The sequence below is a fragment of the Lactobacillus xujianguonis genome, from assembly GCF_004009905.1.
Lineage (GTDB): Bacteria > Bacillota > Bacilli > Lactobacillales > Lactobacillaceae > Lactobacillus > Lactobacillus xujianguonis.
Map to the genome: position 1 here is coordinate 3,793 of NZ_ML136877.1, position 17,719 is coordinate 21,511.

Consider the following 17,719-nt stretch of genomic DNA (forward strand, 5'->3'; position numbering starts at 1 on the left):
GTACCCTTTTTAAGTTTGAAGTTCCCTCTTCTCAGCCCAAAGCTCTCAATCTTTAAGTAATTTTCACTCTAAAACAGCTTATTGAAAAAATATATTCCTCTACTTTCTTTTCTCATAATTCCTAATTTAATACATTTTTGGATATATTTTGAAGCAGTATGCGATGTTACTTTTAAATGAGTTGCTAAGGCATCTCTATTAAACGAATACTTAAATTCGTACTTGTTAAAGAAATCCATAATTTTATTTACAGTAATTTGTCTAAATTCTTCACTTAATTTACTTTTATATCTAATTTCAACATCTTCAAGAAATTCTTGTGATGTCTTTTCTTTATTCTGCTCTATTTTCTTATTCTTCTTAACAAGCGTAGCCACTCCTCGATTAGGTAAAGTAACCCAAAAGATAGTATCATCTGAATAAAAATCAGGTTGCTCTACAAAATTTTCATAAGATTCAAGAATTCTCTGAATCCCGCTACCACGTCTGTCCATATAATGTAATCGACTAAAGAAATCAGGAATTATTTCATTTCGTCTCATCGATGGGACCTTCTTCAAATTGAGGTCCTGAATTCTACTTCCATTCATCATTCCACCTGGTGACATTACCTCTATTCTGTCATCAAACATATCAACATGAACTTCAGATCCTCGAATTTGATAGTCTCTATGAATTAATGCATTAACAAGTACCTCTCTCACTGCCTTGAATGGATAATCACTTCTTTCCTCACGAGTCATCCCCACAATTGTCCAAGGTTTCTTAGAATTTACTTTTACAAAAGTTTCAGCATTAGTAAGTAAGGTAATTAAACTTGTATCAGAAAATTCTGCATCATCTAACGCATCCCCATCAATACTACCTTTCTGATTTCCCTTCCATCTCGTGCAAACTATCTTAGATTGCTTCAAAAGCCCCTGATCACTCATTAATAATCCGGCATTAGTTATCTGCCCATCATCTGTCATGAATCCCATCGAAGTCAAATCTGTAGCATAATTAAAGGATTCACCTGTCTTTTGTTTAAAAGTTGCAGCCATTAAAGTGAAACTAACATCAGACAAAGGGATACTTGTTGGCAAAGCATCAAAACTCTTATTTAAGCCTCTTAACAGCAAATTATTTTGTTCAATTGAAGTAGCCTTTTCCGATCTATCACCGTGTCTAATAAAAATCTTTCTACCTTGTTGATTAACATAATAGTAAGGATAATTGGGGCCATTCGTGACTTCCAAATCAATACATTTTTTATCAGAGTTTAAATTATTAATCTGCTCTAAGGTAAAACGTGGATATGGCTTTACATGAGCTTAGATTAGTTCTGATATTTTAGTAGAAACCGTTTGTAAATCATCTATTCCTACAAATTCATGGGTCTTATCAGTTACGCCAAAGATAATATGACCACCTTTAGTATTAGCAAACGCAACTACTGACTTTAGCCAACTAATCGGTTTTTTGAGTTCTAACTTTTCTTTATAATCAAGATAAGTTGCCTCCATGCCTTTTACATCTTCCCAGTTCATTTTTCTCTCCTACAAATAGCTTTAGTTTTAGAGTTTGATTATACCATTATTTCTATTTCTTAGGCGAACATATGGTATATTTATCGCATATAAAAAGCTCGAGCATTTCTGCTCGAGCTTATATATCTTCCACCATTTATGGAAGAAGTAGAAACTAAAAAGCCGCTAAAGACTTTGCCAGAAGTACATCCGGCTTTTTAGTTGTTTGTCAATGGCCACCGCCCTTTTAGCGGTTCATGCATGAGGCTCCGCAAGGGGCCTTTTTTGTTACATCAATATTATAGCAACTTTTACCCTAATTACCAAATGTGAACCCGCTTGTCAGGATCAAGCCACATGCCATCCCCTGGCTTAACAGCAAAGGCTTCATAGAAGTCATCTTGACATTGTGATTGCACATTAGCTCTTTCTGGACCAGGAGCGTGAACGTCAACGGCAACTTGAGTCTTAATGGATTCAGTCAATTGCTTGTTAGCCCAAATTCGAGCAAAGTTTTCAAACAATTTCTTCAAATCGTCGCCTTCATCCTTAGCAGCTTGGACAGCAGCAGTCAAACCACCTTGGTCAGCGATGTTTTCAGAAACAATTTGCTTACCGTTCAAGGTTACTGGACCATACTTGATGCCATCGAACAAGTCGATTTCTGCTTGAGTCCGTTTCTTAAATTCAGCGTAGTCGGCATCAGTCCACCAGTTAACCATGTTACCCAATTCATCGAATTGCGCACCGTTGTTGTCAAAGGCGTGAGAAACTTCGTGGGCAATAACTGTTCCGATTCCGCCGTAGTTTTCAGCACGATCTTGCTTCAAGTCATAGAATGGAGCTTGCAAAATAGCAGCTGGGAAAGTCAAATCGTTTCTTTGTGGGTCGTAACAAGCGTTAACAAGGTTCCCTGGCATGAGCCAAACGGTCCGATCAACATCCTTGTGCAACTTCTCGTAGTTGTACTTTTGACTTTCAATTGCGGCATCCCGTTCGTTGGAGTAAACAGAACCACCTTCATTAGCTGGCGTTACCTTGAAGCGGTCATAAATTGCTTCAATCTTGTCTGGATAACCAATCTTCAAGATCAAAGCCTTTAACTTCACAATCGCCTTCTTCTTAGTTGCTTCGCTAAGCCAAGTATTATCGTTGATTCTTTGTTCATAAACGCCAAGCATCTTATGAATCATGTCTTCAACGTCCTTCTTAGCTTCTTCACCAAAGTAAGTGCGACCATAGTAAACCCCAACTGGTTCACTGAACAAGCCATTAGCTAAATGGTAAGCTTGCTTTTCTTGACTAGTCAATTCTGGTTGACCAGATAAAGCTTGGTGGAACGGAAAGGCAGCTTCACGGAAGTCTTGTGACAAGTAGCTAGCGTTACTATTAATAAACTTCACAATCATCCAAGCCTTGATTTCTTCAAAGTTGTCAGCGTTAATAATTTCGTTAACGTGATCCAAGAAGCGTGGTTCAGTGTTGATCATTCTGTCAGGAACTTCACCGAAGCTTTCCTTCAAGAAGTAATCAATTTGGAATTCCTTAAACTTAGCTTCAAAGTCTTTAATGTCCATTGGATTGTACATTGCTGGGTAATCTGCCCATTCTTCAGCTGACTTAACCACTTTAGAAAGCTTATCATCGAATTTAAGGGCGTTTTCAGCGTATTCTTCAGCCTTGCCTTCAGCTACACCAGCCATGGTCAAAAGCTTCACAGATTGCTTTTTAAGAACGTCTAAAAGCTTCTTAGCGCCATCAGTTTGATAAGTAGTGGTATCTGGTAAGAAGACTGATGGACCACCGAAGTGAGTCACGTTAATCTTAGTATTCTTCATATCAGCATCAACATACATGCTAAAAGGCAAAGCAGCAATATTAGCTAAATCAGCAGCCTTCAAGTTAAAGTCATTAAAGTCACGGATACTTTCAATCGTTGCTAAATCAGCCTTAATTGGTTCAGCACCGTCAGCATCCCGCTTCTTAAAGTCGCGTACCAATTTGTAGAATTCAACGGCCTTATCCATGTCTTTGACATCTGGAACATCCTTTTTACCATCTGCAAAATCACTAAAATCTTGCATCAAGTTCTTTTCAATCTTCAAGTCAATGCCATCAAAAGAAGCAATTCTTGAACGATCAGATGGAATTTCAGTCTTTTCAAGCCATTCAGAGTTAACAGCTAAATACAAATTGTCTTGGGGACGGGTGTTAGTATCTGGCTTTAAAATATCGCCAGCACCACCACGAACGGAAAATTGGTTCTTCATTAAGAAAAGTCCTCCTTTTTTAAATAAAAATTAAACTGTCTTAATAATATCATTAATTCACTAATTTGGCGTCACTTTCTTACTTATAGATCGTGATATTTTTGCGTAAGTGTACATAAGTTGGCACCATCACGATGATCATCAAGGCAATGACAATTGCGGCTACCCAGAAGAAAGGAATATAGCCGGCTTGATCAATCACTAACCCGCCAAATAAAGGTCCAAAGGCGCGGCCAATCCCACTGGCAACCATAATTGAACCCTGATATTTTCCTTTACTCGTCAATGGTGACAAGTCATTAACATAGGCCGGAATAGCTGGGAAAGCAGTGGATTCGCCTAAGGTCAAAATGGTCATCGACAAGGCAAAATGGAAGAAGTCTTTGGCAAAGACCAAGGTAATAAATGACAAGGAGAACATACAAATGCCAAAGATGATCTGATGGAACAGATTTTTAAAAATTCGTGGAAACTTGGCTAAGATTCCCTGCATAATCACGATAATCGTGGCGTTTAAAGTCCAGAGCAAACTGTACAAGTGGAACGGAATACCTAATGAAACCATATAAACGGACAAGTTAGATTCCCAGTTCATGTACATTAACCAAGTAACAGCTAAAGTCGTAAAGAAGGTCATCGTCAAGATAAAGTTACGTTTAGGCATTGGTTCGGCCTTAACTTTGTCCCCACTCTTGGCTTTAGCAAGCCGTTCTTGGTGAAAAGTAATAATTGGACGGTAATTAAAGACGGCATTAACAAAGACCACCACAAAAAGTAGCGCCGCAATCACAAACAGCAAAGTTACCGAGTAGTCATAGAGATAACCCACAATCAAGGTTCCAGTTACGACCCCTAAGTTCTGTGAGAAATACAGAATATTGAAGACATAGCGCCCCGGATATTTTTTCAAACTAGTGGCAATGGAATTAATTAGTGTTCCATTCCAGCCACCTAAAAAGCCCGTGAGCGTCAGCCAAATCCAGTATTCTGGCCAACCATGAAAGGCCGCAAGTAAGAACAAAACTAAGGCATCTAAGCCGACGCCCCACAGAATTAATGGATAAGGGTTCATCTTGTCATAAAGCCGGCCCGCAATAATTGAGCCTAAAATATTGCCGGCACAGTTGAAGAAGAGGACAACCCCAATCATTGATAAACTAATGTGGAGCTGCTTGTTCAAATAAACTGAAGTTAACGGCCAGATAAAGCTGGCCCCAATCCAGGTAAAGAGTTCACCAACGATTAACCAGCGTAACTTGATTTCATCTCTACTATTTTCTCCGTGTGCTAATCTCATTTAATCCGTCCTTTCTGATGATTTAAATACTTCTATTCTATCTTTTATTTTTGGTTTTCTCCATTCCAGAATTATCGTGGTCAGAAACAGAAATAGCCGACTATAGTTACGAACATAACTTGAATACTTCGTATTCTAAGTTAGTTCTACACTATCTCGGCTATTTCTCGAGAAGTTTCTGACCACTCATTTTTTCTGATCGTGATAACGTTTTTCAAATTGATCTTTATTCTCTAACGTCTTCTGACCCGTAATATCCTTAAAGCGGGTAATATCTTGGACTACTTCTAGGCAGCCTAGATAATTATCATCTTTATCGCGCACAGCATAAAAGCAAAGATAAATCGTTCTACCATGCACATCGACCCAAAAGTCTTCACTATCAGCTAATCCTTGATGGAAATCTTGCAAAATTTCCATTACCTTGTCAATACTGCGTGGCGGATGACATCTAATCACTGGCCGGCCGATAACACTCCGTGTCCGCGGAAAGGTTCGATCAGAATTAGAGAACCACTTAACGCGGTCATACTTATTAACAAAAGTTAAATCGATTGGCAACACGTTAAAGATTGCTGGAATTTCTTTCAAACTTAATGAACCAATTTCCAGTTTCAAGGTCATATCGCCAACATTCTTTAAGACCAGGTCAGGACTGTTATCCTCATTACCAACTGGATAACTTTCATCCCCTCTTAAAGGTTCAACTGGCGTATCCGCATAAACCCGATTTTCTGGTTGCCGGTAACGCTTCAAGAACTTGCGATAAGCGGATCTTGTTTCAGAATTCAACTGGCCGCCATTATTCTGTTCCCACTTAAATTCATCGCGTTCTTCATCTGAAGGATGCCATGAAGGTGGTTGCTTGATCAAACAATAGCCGACTTCTAATTCATCCTGCTTAACCATGTACCAGTCATCTGGCGTCAAAATAATCGATAAAATTGGCAAAAAGATGGTATTTTCTTTAAAAATCATTTCCATCACTGCGCTAGCAACTTTTTCGACCTTGGCCTCAATGACATATTTATCAGGCAGCGGATCTTTTTCTAATAAGGCCGCTGTATTCTTCACCATGGTTCTGATCTCGTCTTCAATACCCCATAAGAATGAAGAAGTATCATCACTGACTAAACCATATTTAACTAAGAAGTTATAAAGCGAATTTTCTTTACGCAAATAATGGTACTTGATGTTCTTTAGCTTCTTTAAATCTCGCTGCAAGCAAGCTAGCAAGACAGCGTTTTTCCCATCTTGTTGCCACTTCTTCAGATCAGGCAACAAGTGATTCTACACTAAATCCTGAATGGCATCGTTTTCTAAATATAAAGTGCTCAAGGGATGCCCCTCTACTTGGGCATTAGCACAACGATACTTTTTAGCAGTACTTAAGATCGCACGTTTAGTTTCAATATTATCGTCATCATTTTCGATAAGTTGCATCGCCTGCAACATATTCTGTTGCATTTTGGCGTCAATCTTCAAATTATTCACATGCTCACCCACCTGACTAAATACTCCGTTTCCATACTACAAGTATACCATTTGCCCTGTATTTATCACTATGGTTAATTCTATCGCAGAATAGAAAAAATCGACAATAATTTTGGCTAAAAGCTAAACTATTGTCGATTCTTAATTAATTATTATTTTTTACTTCTCAGCACTAGCACCATTTGCCTGAACTTTTTCAATAATCATTCTGATAATGTTCAAAACAAACATCCAAATGATGTTATAGAGCCAAATTTCACCGATCCTGGCTAAAGAAATCTTTGGAACTAACCAGCCAAAGTAGCAGACACAAGCAGCGACAATTTGGGTAATAACAATGGCCCAGAACAAGGCCTTAGCTGGAAATGGTCTTTCAAAGAACCACCGCGTTTGCCGAGTGACAAACAAAAGCAAGTGTCCACCAGCAACCAATTGCAAGAACATAATTGTCTGCAATTGTGAGAAGCTCGTAACGTTAAAGAAACTGATGGAGCCTGGATTCTTAGCAGCCATAAAGCCAACTACTAACAAAAGCATTGATTGAATTACCGCAAAGACACCCAAAATTGATGAGGTAGTCAAAATCTTCTTCATTTGCCATCTAATTGGCCGCTTACTTACATAAGTATTATCGTAAGCAATCGTCATAATTGGTAAGTCATCAAGGAGTGACATGATCACGATCATAACCGCCGTTAATGGCTGGAAGTTCAAGAAGATTGATGACAAGACAACTAAGAACATAATGTTCATGGTCAAGGCTACCCGGTAAATGGTGTAGCTCGTAATTCTAGCAAAAATCTTTCTAGCTTCCGTAATCGCAGTTTGGATAACTGACAAACCTGGTGAGGTCAAAATCAACGCAGCAGCACTTCTAGCAGCATCGGTGGCACCAGCAACAGCGGTCCCACAGTCAGCTTGCTTCAAAGCTGGGGCATCGTTAACCCCATCCCCGGTCATTGCCACAATATGTCCTTGCTTTTGCAAAGTCTTAACAATGGCATATTTGTGTTCTGGGAAGACCCGGGCAAAACCATCAGCATTAGCAATCAACTTCGCCAAATCATCAGGGACATTGTTGGGATCAAGGTCTTTAGGAAAGACTTCTGAAGCATTATAAATATTGGTCCCCATGCCTAACTTTTTAGCAGTTTCAATGGCAATGGCGGTATCATCCCCGGTAATCATCTTCACGCTAATTCCTTCGCGCTTACATTCATCGATCGTGGCTTTAGAATCATCCCGTGGTGGATCAAACATTGAAAGGACACCTAAGACAGTCCAGGTCTTGCCTTCATCTTTACTTTCGGCAACACCTAAGGCCCGGTAACCCTTAGCAGCTAAGGCAGCAGTAACATCTTTAACTTTCTTTTCAACGTCCGGCGTTCCAGCCATCTGAGCAATAACTTGTGGCGCACCCTTAGCTACCCAAAGTTTTTCATTCGTATCCTTTTGGTGTAAGTGAGCTTCAATCCGTTTAGAAACTGGATCAAACGGAATAAACTTATCAACTACCCAATTTTGCAGCTGACTTTGATCCTTTAACGCACTAATAACGGCGTTATCAATTGGGTCGTTGTCGGCTTTATTCGAAGCCAGTGATCCAATCAAAATTACTTCTTGGTCATCTTTAGCATCGATTAAGGTTGTCTCACCTAAAGTTAACTGGTTCTTAGTTAAAGTACCGGTTTTATCACTACATAAGATATCGACCCCGGCCATTTCTTCAATGGCAGATAACTTAGAAACAATCGCCTTTTTCTTGGAAAGGTTCAAAGCCCCTAACGCTAAAGTAATTGAAAAGACGGTTGGCATCGCTACTGGAATTGAGGCGACCAGCAAAACTAAAACAAATTGCAAGATATTCAAAGCAGTATTAAGACCAAAACTGCCATGAGTTAAATCATTGTAAACTCTGAAGGCAACCATGATTAAAGCTAAGATAACAGCAACCACAATTAAGAAGTTACCAATCTTAAACATCGCCTTTTGAGCGTGACTTTGACCACCAGCTGTAGCAACCAATTTAGCAGTTTTACCAAAGAAGGTATGTGACCCGGTTGCAATTACAACACCGGTCATTTCACCTTGTTTAACAATACTACCAGAGTAAGCCTCATCACCAATCTTCTTAGTAACTGGCAAACTTTCACCAGTTAAGGCTGCTTGGTCAATTGAAGCATAATCTCCACCAGTAAAACGTAAATCTGCTGGAACAATTTGACCTAAACGTGTTTTAACAATATCTCCTGGTACTAATTGACTAGCCGGAATTGTCTTAAATTGGCCGTCTCGTAAGACTGTCGCATTTGGTGCCAACCCTTTCTTTAAAGCAGACAAAGCATTACTTGCCTTACGATCTTGCCACAATTCAATACATGCATTAAAGAGTAGCAAGCAAAGAATAATAATAAAATCATCCCAGTGACCAATAATAGCAGACACAACAGCTGCTGCTTCAATCATGTAAGCAATTGGCCCAGTAAAGTCCTTTAAGAACTTAAGCCACATTGGCTCTTCTTTAGCAGTAATGGCATTTGGACCATATTCAGCTAAACGTTTCTTGGCTTCGGCATCACTTAACCCTACTTTAGGATCAACCTGCATTTGACTCAACACATCTTTAAGATCTGCTTTTTCAAGTGATCCCTGAGCAGTAGCATTTGATACAACCTTTTTTTGCTCGCTCATTTTTATCCCTCTTTCCAAGTATATAAATTTTATTTACAGTTAATTTAGTACTGTAAATTTAAAAAAACAAGATTTAAAGCAATTTTTTAACAAAACTAAAATTTACTTAACTAAAAAATAAAAAAGCTAAGAAAAATATTTCTTAGACTTCTCACTTATTTATTTTCAATGTTATTTATCACTATTGGCCTTACGTGACAAAGCTTCAATCTTGTCATCGAAATATTGACCCTTATTAACTTGGAAGTACTTCTTGTATCTTGCATAATAATTATGGAACATGTACTTCATTAAGAGCCAGCGTTTGAAGTTGCGATCTTTATCATAAAAGACCGTGGTGCCATAACGACCTTCATGAATTAATTCTTCAGCGGTCTTTTTAGCATCATTAGTGGAGGCATATTCTTTAAAAATCTTTACTGGTACACCCATCCATAGCTTGTACTTAGACTTTAATTTGTTACCATAAACTGTCTCACGATCCTTCAAGACGTCTTCGACATAGTCATCGATATACCACTTAGCCAAGTTATAACCATTCAAGGTAACGTAGAAGCTTGACCGACCTTGACGCAAGTTAATTTCAAAGAACTTGTATTGGTCATCACGCACATCATATTTAATATCGAAGTTAGCCATGCCAGTGTAGTTCAATTTTTCCAAGAAGGCTTGAACTTGTTCGTAAAGCTTCTCGTCATAAGCTGGCAAGATGGTCATATAGTTACCAATTGATTGTGGGGTTGGATCTTCAAGTAATGGGTGGCCCAAACACATCATCTTAACTTGGTGGTTCTTGTCAACATAAGCATTCAAGGTCCGCATGTTAGAGTCGTCACCTGGAATGAAGTCTTGTAAAATCAAATCAGCCTTATAACCGTGAGTATAAATCTTAGTGACAATATCAGCTAATTCAGCTTCATCATGAATGGTGAAAGTCTTCTTACGACCTTCAAATTGACATTTCAGCCAGGAAACAGGATCTTCAGGCTTTAACTCAACTGGATAATCAAATGGAATGGTCAAATAGTTTTCAGCTTGGTAATCGGCCATCGTAATAATCTTAGTCTTAGGATATGGCAAGCCGTACTTTTCAGCAGTCTTATAGAAGCCTTCCTTAGAAATCAAAACTTCTAGTAAGTCATAGTCGATGTAAGGCACGATGAAGACCTTACTTAATTCTTCCTTGTGCTTAGCTAATAATTCAGCGTAACCATCACCACAAGCAATCAAGATTACTGGTTCTTTATGACTCTTGTATTCTTCCATCTTCTTGCGCATGACATCCATGAAAGTTGGATCACCACTAAAGCCATGGTGCAATTCGACATCGACAATCTTTGAATAACGCGTTGCCGCTAATTGCACATCAGCTAAAGCCTTAACTTTAATGCCATAGGCTTCATTAAATGAACGAGCCATCCCATAAACATTAATATCACTACCAAGTAAAATTGGTGTAAATTTCTTTGTCATTATTTCGTCCTGAACTCCCTAATCTTAAAGTAATTTACCTTGAGCAATTAAGTTTGCTACTTCTGGTTGAACATGTTGATATTTCTTAACCGTATTTTCGTAGTCTACAAAGAAGAGCTTGTACCAAACAAGGAAGGTATAAATTGCCCAAATTTGACGACGATGTGAACCATCACCATTGTAGTTGTCATCAAGCAATTTGATAATCTTCTTTTGATCGAAAATATCGTTAACAAATTCAGCGCTAAACAATTCACGTACTTGCTTGTAAAAACGTGGTTCTTGTAACCATTGCTTAATTGGAGTTGGGAAACCAAGCTTTGGCCGCTTAGCCCACTCTTCTGGCAAGACCTTTTCTGAAGCCTTACGCAAAGCATACTTAGTATCATGACGGTTAACCAAGTACTTGGTTGGAATGGAGTTAGCTAATTCGGCAATCTTCTTATCAAGGTATGGAACCCGCAATTCTAATGAGTGGGCCATAGAAATCTTATCGGCCTTTTGTTCAATATCGTTAAGCATGAAGTGGTGCAAATCGATATATTGCATTTGCTTAACCCGGTCGACATTTTCAACCTTCTTAAAGTCCTTTTGGTAAATACCATTAACCGTTAACTTATTACGGTAACTTGGTTGCAAGATACTGTTAGCATCTTTAGAAGTGAAAATTGTTGGGTAATTCATATCGTAGATCACTGATTGACCAACGTAGAATTCACTTGGCTTAGCTAAGTTAGTGTACATGTGAACCCGGCCTGGGAAATTAGGCATCTTCTTTAACTTCTTAGCTAACTTCCATTGCTTGTTTTGCGGTAATTTTTGCAATTCACTCGTAAAGACTTTGATCACATCATTATGAGTGTGCATCCCGTAGTTAACGTAACCAGCAAATAATTCATCGGCACCTTCACCAGAAAGAGCAACCGTTACGTGCTTACGAGCTAGTTTACACAAGTACCACAAAGGAATAATTGATGGGTTAGCATCAGGTTCATCCATGTGGTATTGCATTTCCGCAAAGTCATGCATCGCTTCATCGGCATCAACTTTATCACTGAAGAAGTGCCAACCTTTGATATCAGACAAGGCCTTAGCTTTTGAAGCTTCATCATAAGTTGAATCATCAAAGGAAATGGAGAAGACATCATCTGGATCAAGCAAGGTCGTTAAGAAGCTAGAGTCAACCCCTTCAGATAAGAAGGCCCCTACCTTAACGTCAGCGTTCCGGTACAAGTCAACTGTTTCCTTCAAATCTTCATTGATCTTTTGAACTGTTGCCTCAAAGCTTAAATTATTTTCCTGATATTCAGCGTCCCAGTATTGGTGCGTTTGCATTTCACCATCTTTGTATTCAAACCAATGGCCTGCTGGGAAGCGGTAAACACCCTTAAAGAAAGTTTCATCTAAGTCATTATATTGGTTCATTAAATATGGCTTCACAGCTTCCACGTTTAATTCACGCTTAAACTTAGGATATTCCAAGAAGCTCTTGAGTTCTGAGCCGACTAATAAGTGACCATCAATATCACTGTAGTAAAGGGGCTTAATCCCAAAGAAGTCACGAGCACCATAAAGGGTCTTGTTATTATCATCCCAAATAAGGAAAGCAAACATCCCGCGCACGCGCTTAAGTAAGCCATCCATACCCCATTCTTCATAGCCGTGAAGCAATACTTCAGTATCAGCCTTAGTCGTAAAAGTATGGCCAGCTTCAATTAATTCTTTTCTAAGTGGCTTAAAGTTATAAATTTCACCGTTAAAAATAATTGCTCTAGTTTTATCTTCGTTATAAATAGGTTGGCTGCCGCCGCGAAGATCAATGATTGATAATCTTCTAAAGCCTAGTGCAACCTCATCATTAGTGTAGTAACCGTCGGAACTTGGTCCCCGGTGTTTAATGGTCGCCATCATCTTACCAATGACGGCTTGTTTGTCATTTATTTTTGGATCATAAAATGCAACAATTCCACACATATTTTAACTTCCCTTAATCTCTCTAAATTAATTTAATTGAACTTTTTTATTATAAGCTATCGCCTTGTATTAGCCAAATGCTAGGTCAATTCTTAACTAAATGAAAAAGATTTTGCGTTTTGAGGCAGCACCATAACCAAAAACTTGTAAACGATGCTTTTTCAAATCGACGTTAACAATGTAACCCGCAAATTCCGTATGGTGGTCAATCTGCCGGTGCCAATTCTTATTGTACTTGGTGGTTAGGGAATGATTGGCCCCCATTAAGGCAGAACAATTAAACAAAATATATTGAATGCCGTTGATCCGATATTGATCCTCACGGTGGCGGTGGCCACAGAAGTAAGCAATGATCTTCGCATTTTTAATATTAGTAAAATCAAAATCATTCGATAAGCGAAATTCTGGTGGTACCGCTTCACCGGCATGCATACGCCCTCTTTCGCGTTGGTTAAAGGCAACTAGCAATTCATGTAAAGAGCGACCATTAAATTTCAAAGCATTAGAGCCTTTGCGGTTAATCGGGTTGGCATGACTCATAAAGATAATGTTCTTGCCAGACGAATGGGACAAGATTTCAATAATTTCTTCGATTTGGTCTTCACGAATTCCTAAGGTAATCTTGGTATCGTAACGCTTTTGCCCTTTTAAATTTAAAACATAAGGAATATCTGAAGTATTAACCGAAATCACTCGCAAGTTATCAAAGTCAAAATAACCTACCCCATGTTGGCGCGAAACATAGTGAATCCGGGCTTGGCTGTACATGCTTGGCCACATCGTGTTTTCAAATTCATTTTCTGGGAAAGAGGCACTTAAATCATGATGCTCATCAAATTTATCATTTTCATCATGATTACCCTTAATCATTAAGTAAGGTAATTTTGACTTAAAAGCATCCCGCAACTTAACCAATTCACCTTCACTGACTAAACCAGCATCTGAACCGTCAATCCAGTCACCAAGATGGGCTTTAAGACTAAGAATGCCTGATTGATCAAGATAAGAAAATTCGCGGGTATGAGTTAAACCATTCCAACCATAAAAGTCGATACTATCCTTATCCTTAAAGTGAGTATCAGTTATCACGCTAATATTAATGGAATCTTCGCCTTGCCGGGTATGATCTTTGACATACTGAACAAAGTTATCTAAATAATTTTCCACTTGATAGCGGCGGCCAGTTTCAGTATTGCTAAATGCACGAAAACGGCCCAATTCTTCATTAAATTTACGCACATATTCAGGCGCTAATTTCCGTGTACTTTCTGGACTTAAAGCTTGATGTAAAATACCTTTTTCATCTTTATAAACAGTTAAGACAAAGGAGCGGCCGTCTGGCGTGCCGTCTTCTGCATTAACATGATATTCGCCAACTGTCGTATATTTTTGCATCGGGTCAAGTAGTTCTTCACTTTTATTAATCTTCGAGCGCTTAGTGGCGCCAACTACTTTATCAACTAAACCCCGACCATATTTAAAAATTCCCATTTGTTTTCGCCTCAAAGACAAAAGAAAAAGCCGGCCTCATGTTGCCGACTCGAAAAAACTATGCGTTTTGTGCTAAAGCGTATGTAGCAAGTCCTAGTGACAAGACAGCATCTTTAGATAATACTTCTTGCAAGTCTTTAGCAGCAATTGATTGAACTGCACCGATAACTTTTAGACTGTAAGTTAACACATGATAATCAACTGCTGGATTGTAAAGATCATCTTCATAAGGATCTTCGTGATTATAAGTGAGGTTGATTTCGTCTTTATCAACATAGCCATCAACGTGATTAGTCAAAATCCGGTCATGCAAGTCGGTTAACTTACCTGACATATTAAGCAAAGCCAACTTGTGGTCGCTTTCTGTTTCGTAATATTGTTCTTCGGTCATGTCAAAGTAGTCTTTAATTGGGTTATTAAGCACACCCAAACCATCAATAATTTTGTAAACTGCTTCGGCATCAAAGTTTTGTTCACCACTTAAAATTTTATCTTGTGATAAGGCTAAATCATCTGCCAACATCATTGTATTTAACTTTTCCATGTTGCCCTCCTCAAATTCACTCTACATTATAACAAAAAACGCCCTTCATGCGGGTTTTGGGCGTTTAAAAAATAAATAAAGTTTTTTCAACTTTTTTCGGCGGAATTTTATTTTTTTGCGTATTTATATATAGATCATAAAAATAAGCACTAAAAGGAGTTTTTTATCATGAATCAACCAAATTTTGCTAACTTACGTTGTCCTTGGGGTCAAACCCGTGATGAAATCATTCAGAACTTCCACGATCATGAATGGGGCAAGATGAAGCTAGAGGACCAATATTTGTTTGAAATGTTAGTCTTGCAACTTTTTCAATCTGGACTTAACTGGCGCGTGATCTTGCATAAACGGGAAAACTTCCGTAAAGCCTTTAAAGACTTTGACCCGGTTGCAGTGGCCAGCATCACTGAACGCGAAGTTAATCGCTTGGTCGGCGATGCTTCTATTATTCGCAACCGCCGTAAGATTGAATCTGCTATTCAAAATGCTAAGGCAATCTTAATGATCCAAGCTAAATACGGCAGCTTCGCCAAGTTCTTACAAGAAATGGTACCGATGCAAATTATGCATAATCCAGAAATTTTTGAAGATGTACCAACTTCAAGTGATGTTGCTAAGAATGTGGCCCAGAAGATGAAGGAAGAAAAATTTGTCTTTGTCGGACCAACAATTATTTATTCTTACTTACAAAGCATCGGGTTAATTAATGACCATATTGAATGCTGCCCATTCAAATATCAGGGATAAAGAAAAAGTCTGGGAAATTCCCAGACTTTTAGCATTCTCCATTTCAGAATTATCGTGGTCAGAAACAGAAATAGCCGACTATAGTTACGAACTTGGATTGAATACTTCGTATTCTAATCCAGTTCTACACTATCTCGGCTATTTCTCGAGAAGTTTCTTCTCACTCACCTATGCTTTAGGCTTAATTGGATTGTTATCAATATCAGTTCTAACAATCAACACATCAGCCAAAGCGTGTTGGTTAACGTATTCAGTAACTGAACCCATTAACATTCTTTCAACTGCGTTCAAACCAGTTGCACCCATCACAATTAAGGTATCTTTATGGTCTTTGATAAAGTCATAAGAGATAATCCGCTTAGGGCTACCATAACGAATGTGATAATCAATATCATCAAAACCGAAATTATCGTGTGCCCACTTCTTTAAACTCTTCAAATACTCTTCTGAATCTTGCGTCATTTGGTAAATTGTATCGCCAGAAATCAAAGTATCTTGCATTTCACCCATGAATTGACGGGTATCAATTACGTTTAAGATATCAATATGAGCATTGTCAGTCATCGCAACTTTAACAGCTTTATCAAAAGCTCTTTCAGCTGATTCAGAACCATCAACTGGTACTAAAATGCTTTCTTTCTTTTCCTTAGCCAAAATTTTCATCTCCTATAAAATTATTTTTCCACTTACTTACCTCTTATTTTAGCATAATTTTGAAATAGGTTACTTTTGTTTAATTGTTTCTTTTGAAAAATGTTGTTAGAATTGAGTTCAATGCTTATTTTTCGGTAAGGAGGGAAAATAATGGCTGATAAACTAATTAAGCAACAATTACCAATCACTAGTGGCCGCAACTTCCGTGAACTTGGCGGCTACACGACTTTATCAAACAAGAAGATTAAAACCCATAAATTATTACGGACGGGTAATCTAGCTGATCTTTCACCTTTTGACCTAGATTATTTAAAAGACTACGGTGTTAAATATATCGTTGACTTCCGCAGTACAGCTGAAGTTACTAAACAACCTGACCGGGTACCTGAAGGCGCTCATTATGAATTCAATCCAGTCTTTAGTGAAGACTTAACCAACTCTTCTAAGAGTATCAATGACTTAGATAATCAATCTAAAGATGATGCGGACTTCGGCTTTAATCATATGCTCTATGCTTATGAAGATATGGTGAAAAGCAAATCTGCCCAGGTAGCTTACCGCAAGTTCTTTGATTATCTACTTAAGAATGATCAAAAAGATGAAGCTTTAGTCTTCCACTGCACCGCTGGTAAAGATCGGACTGGCTTTGGCGCCATGTTAATTTTGACAGCGTTAGGCGTGCCTCTTAGAACGATTAAAGCAGATTACTTATTAACTAACGTTACTACTAAAGACTTCGTCGACGGCATGGTTGCCCGTGAAAAGGCCCAAGGCAAAAATGAAAACACCTTGCAATCAATCCGCGACATTCAAAGCGTCCATGCTGGCTACTTAGATCATACTATTAAAATCATGACTGATGACTACGGCAGTATTAATAATTACTTGCGTGAAGTGATGAAATTATCAAGTAGCGACATTATGGACTTGCGCCGCATCTATTTAGCAGACTAAAAAGTGAGTTGAAGGACTAAATTCTTCACTCACTTTTTTCTTTTTACGCAAAATTCTGCATTAAATATTCATAAATCGCATCCGGATCATCAAAATTTAAAAAGTGTTGTAAATCCTTAGCTGGCGTTTTAGCTAAAAAGTCCATCACTTGACTAAGCAATTTAGCTTGGCCATCAGGATTGGTCTCCAGAAGCATAAATAAGAATTTAACTGGCAATTCTTGCTCTGGCTTAATCATATTATGAAAAATCACCGGCGTCTTTAGCGCTACGGGGACAATCAAGCGCGTATTTACAAATGCTCCTTCAGTATGCGGAATCGCAATATTGGGCAAGTTGCTGCCTAAAGTACTGGTATCAAGACCTGTAGGAAAATTATGCTCTCTTTCAATAATATGAGCTAAGAAATTGCCCTTAACATAGCCTTGCTGTAATAAGTGGTCATAAATTTCTTTAAGTAAGTCATCTTGCTCAGTTTCATCAGTTACAAAAACGGCATCTCGAGCAAAAATTACTGAATTTTCCATCCTAATCCCTTCTCAATTCTGTCTTCAACATTGACGATAAAATATCAAGACCTTTTTTTCAACTATTTTTCTGTTAAAGTTGAAAAGATAAAAGAA

Annotated in this window: 15 protein-coding genes; 2 read left to right on the forward strand and 13 right to left on the reverse strand. The window is 38.3% G+C overall.

Going from position 1 to position 17,719, the window contains the following annotated elements:
- Positions 1-68 precede the first annotated feature (68 nt).
- From EJK17_RS04035 to EJK17_RS04080, 11 genes are all read right to left on the reverse strand, one after another.
- A complete protein-coding gene (locus tag EJK17_RS04035) occupies positions 69-1,238 on the reverse strand; it encodes an ATP-binding protein (RefSeq protein ID WP_236629364.1) in 1,170 nt (389 codons plus the stop codon).
- Between the two features lie 75 nt (positions 1,239-1,313).
- Positions 1,314-1,529, reverse strand: a complete 216-nt coding sequence (locus EJK17_RS11620; RefSeq protein WP_201738267.1) for an AlbA family DNA-binding domain-containing protein — start codon at positions 1,527-1,529, stop codon at positions 1,314-1,316.
- Between the two features lie 299 nt (positions 1,530-1,828).
- Complete coding sequence (locus tag EJK17_RS04040; protein ID WP_103662060.1) at positions 1,829-3,778, reverse strand: M13 family metallopeptidase; 1,950 nt, start codon at positions 3,776-3,778, stop codon at positions 1,829-1,831.
- A gap of 79 nt (positions 3,779-3,857) precedes the next feature.
- Positions 3,858-5,075 (reverse strand): MDR family MFS transporter, encoded by a 1,218-nt coding sequence (locus EJK17_RS04045; RefSeq protein ID WP_103662059.1) that lies wholly within the window; start codon positions 5,073-5,075, stop codon positions 3,858-3,860.
- A gap of 186 nt (positions 5,076-5,261) precedes the next feature.
- A complete protein-coding gene (locus EJK17_RS04050; protein WP_161494919.1) occupies positions 5,262-6,356 on the reverse strand; it encodes a PAS domain-containing protein in 1,095 nt (364 codons plus the stop codon).
- Between the two features lie 9 nt (positions 6,357-6,365).
- Positions 6,366-6,569, reverse strand: coding sequence for a hypothetical protein (locus tag EJK17_RS04055; RefSeq protein ID WP_103662057.1), 204 nt, complete (start codon positions 6,567-6,569; stop codon positions 6,366-6,368).
- Between the two features lie 159 nt (positions 6,570-6,728).
- On the reverse strand, positions 6,729-9,260 hold the full coding sequence (locus EJK17_RS04060) for a plasma-membrane proton-efflux P-type ATPase (protein ID WP_127796230.1): 2,532 nt from the start codon (positions 9,258-9,260) through the stop codon (positions 6,729-6,731).
- A 171-nt stretch (positions 9,261-9,431) separates the two neighbouring features.
- Positions 9,432-10,733 carry a carboxylate--amine ligase gene (locus tag EJK17_RS04065; RefSeq protein WP_103662055.1) on the reverse strand — a complete coding sequence of 434 codons (1,302 nt, stop codon included), beginning with the start codon at positions 10,731-10,733 and terminating at the stop codon, positions 9,432-9,434.
- A 24-nt stretch (positions 10,734-10,757) separates the two neighbouring features.
- Positions 10,758-12,707 (reverse strand): asparagine synthase (glutamine-hydrolyzing), encoded by a 1,950-nt coding sequence (gene asnB, locus EJK17_RS04070; protein WP_103662054.1) that lies wholly within the window; start codon positions 12,705-12,707, stop codon positions 10,758-10,760.
- 96 nt (positions 12,708-12,803) lie between these two features.
- Positions 12,804-14,198, reverse strand: coding sequence for a metallophosphoesterase (locus EJK17_RS04075; RefSeq protein WP_103662053.1), 1,395 nt, complete (start codon positions 14,196-14,198; stop codon positions 12,804-12,806).
- Positions 14,199-14,256: 58 nt separating this feature from the next.
- Positions 14,257-14,742 (reverse strand): hypothetical protein, encoded by a 486-nt coding sequence (locus EJK17_RS04080; RefSeq protein WP_103662052.1) that lies wholly within the window; start codon positions 14,740-14,742, stop codon positions 14,257-14,259.
- A gap of 168 nt (positions 14,743-14,910) precedes the next feature.
- On the opposite strand from EJK17_RS04080, the gene EJK17_RS04085 reads away from it, so the two are divergent.
- Entirely contained in the window at positions 14,911-15,489 is a 579-nt protein-coding gene (locus tag EJK17_RS04085) for a DNA-3-methyladenine glycosylase I (protein ID WP_103662051.1), read from the forward strand.
- A 168-nt stretch (positions 15,490-15,657) separates the two neighbouring features.
- Here EJK17_RS04085 and EJK17_RS04090 read toward each other — a convergent pair whose 3' ends face one another.
- Positions 15,658-16,143 (reverse strand): universal stress protein, encoded by a 486-nt coding sequence (locus EJK17_RS04090; protein WP_425459966.1) that lies wholly within the window; start codon positions 16,141-16,143, stop codon positions 15,658-15,660.
- Positions 16,144-16,293: 150 nt separating this feature from the next.
- On the opposite strand from EJK17_RS04090, the gene EJK17_RS04095 reads away from it, so the two are divergent.
- Positions 16,294-17,097: a tyrosine-protein phosphatase gene (locus EJK17_RS04095; protein ID WP_103662049.1), complete on the forward strand. Its 804-nt coding sequence runs from the start codon at positions 16,294-16,296 to the stop codon at positions 17,095-17,097.
- Positions 17,098-17,140: 43 nt separating this feature from the next.
- Here EJK17_RS04095 and EJK17_RS04100 read toward each other — a convergent pair whose 3' ends face one another.
- Positions 17,141-17,623, reverse strand: coding sequence for a PTS sugar transporter subunit IIA (locus EJK17_RS04100; protein WP_103662048.1), 483 nt, complete (start codon positions 17,621-17,623; stop codon positions 17,141-17,143).
- Between the last annotated feature and the right edge of the window lie 96 nt (positions 17,624-17,719).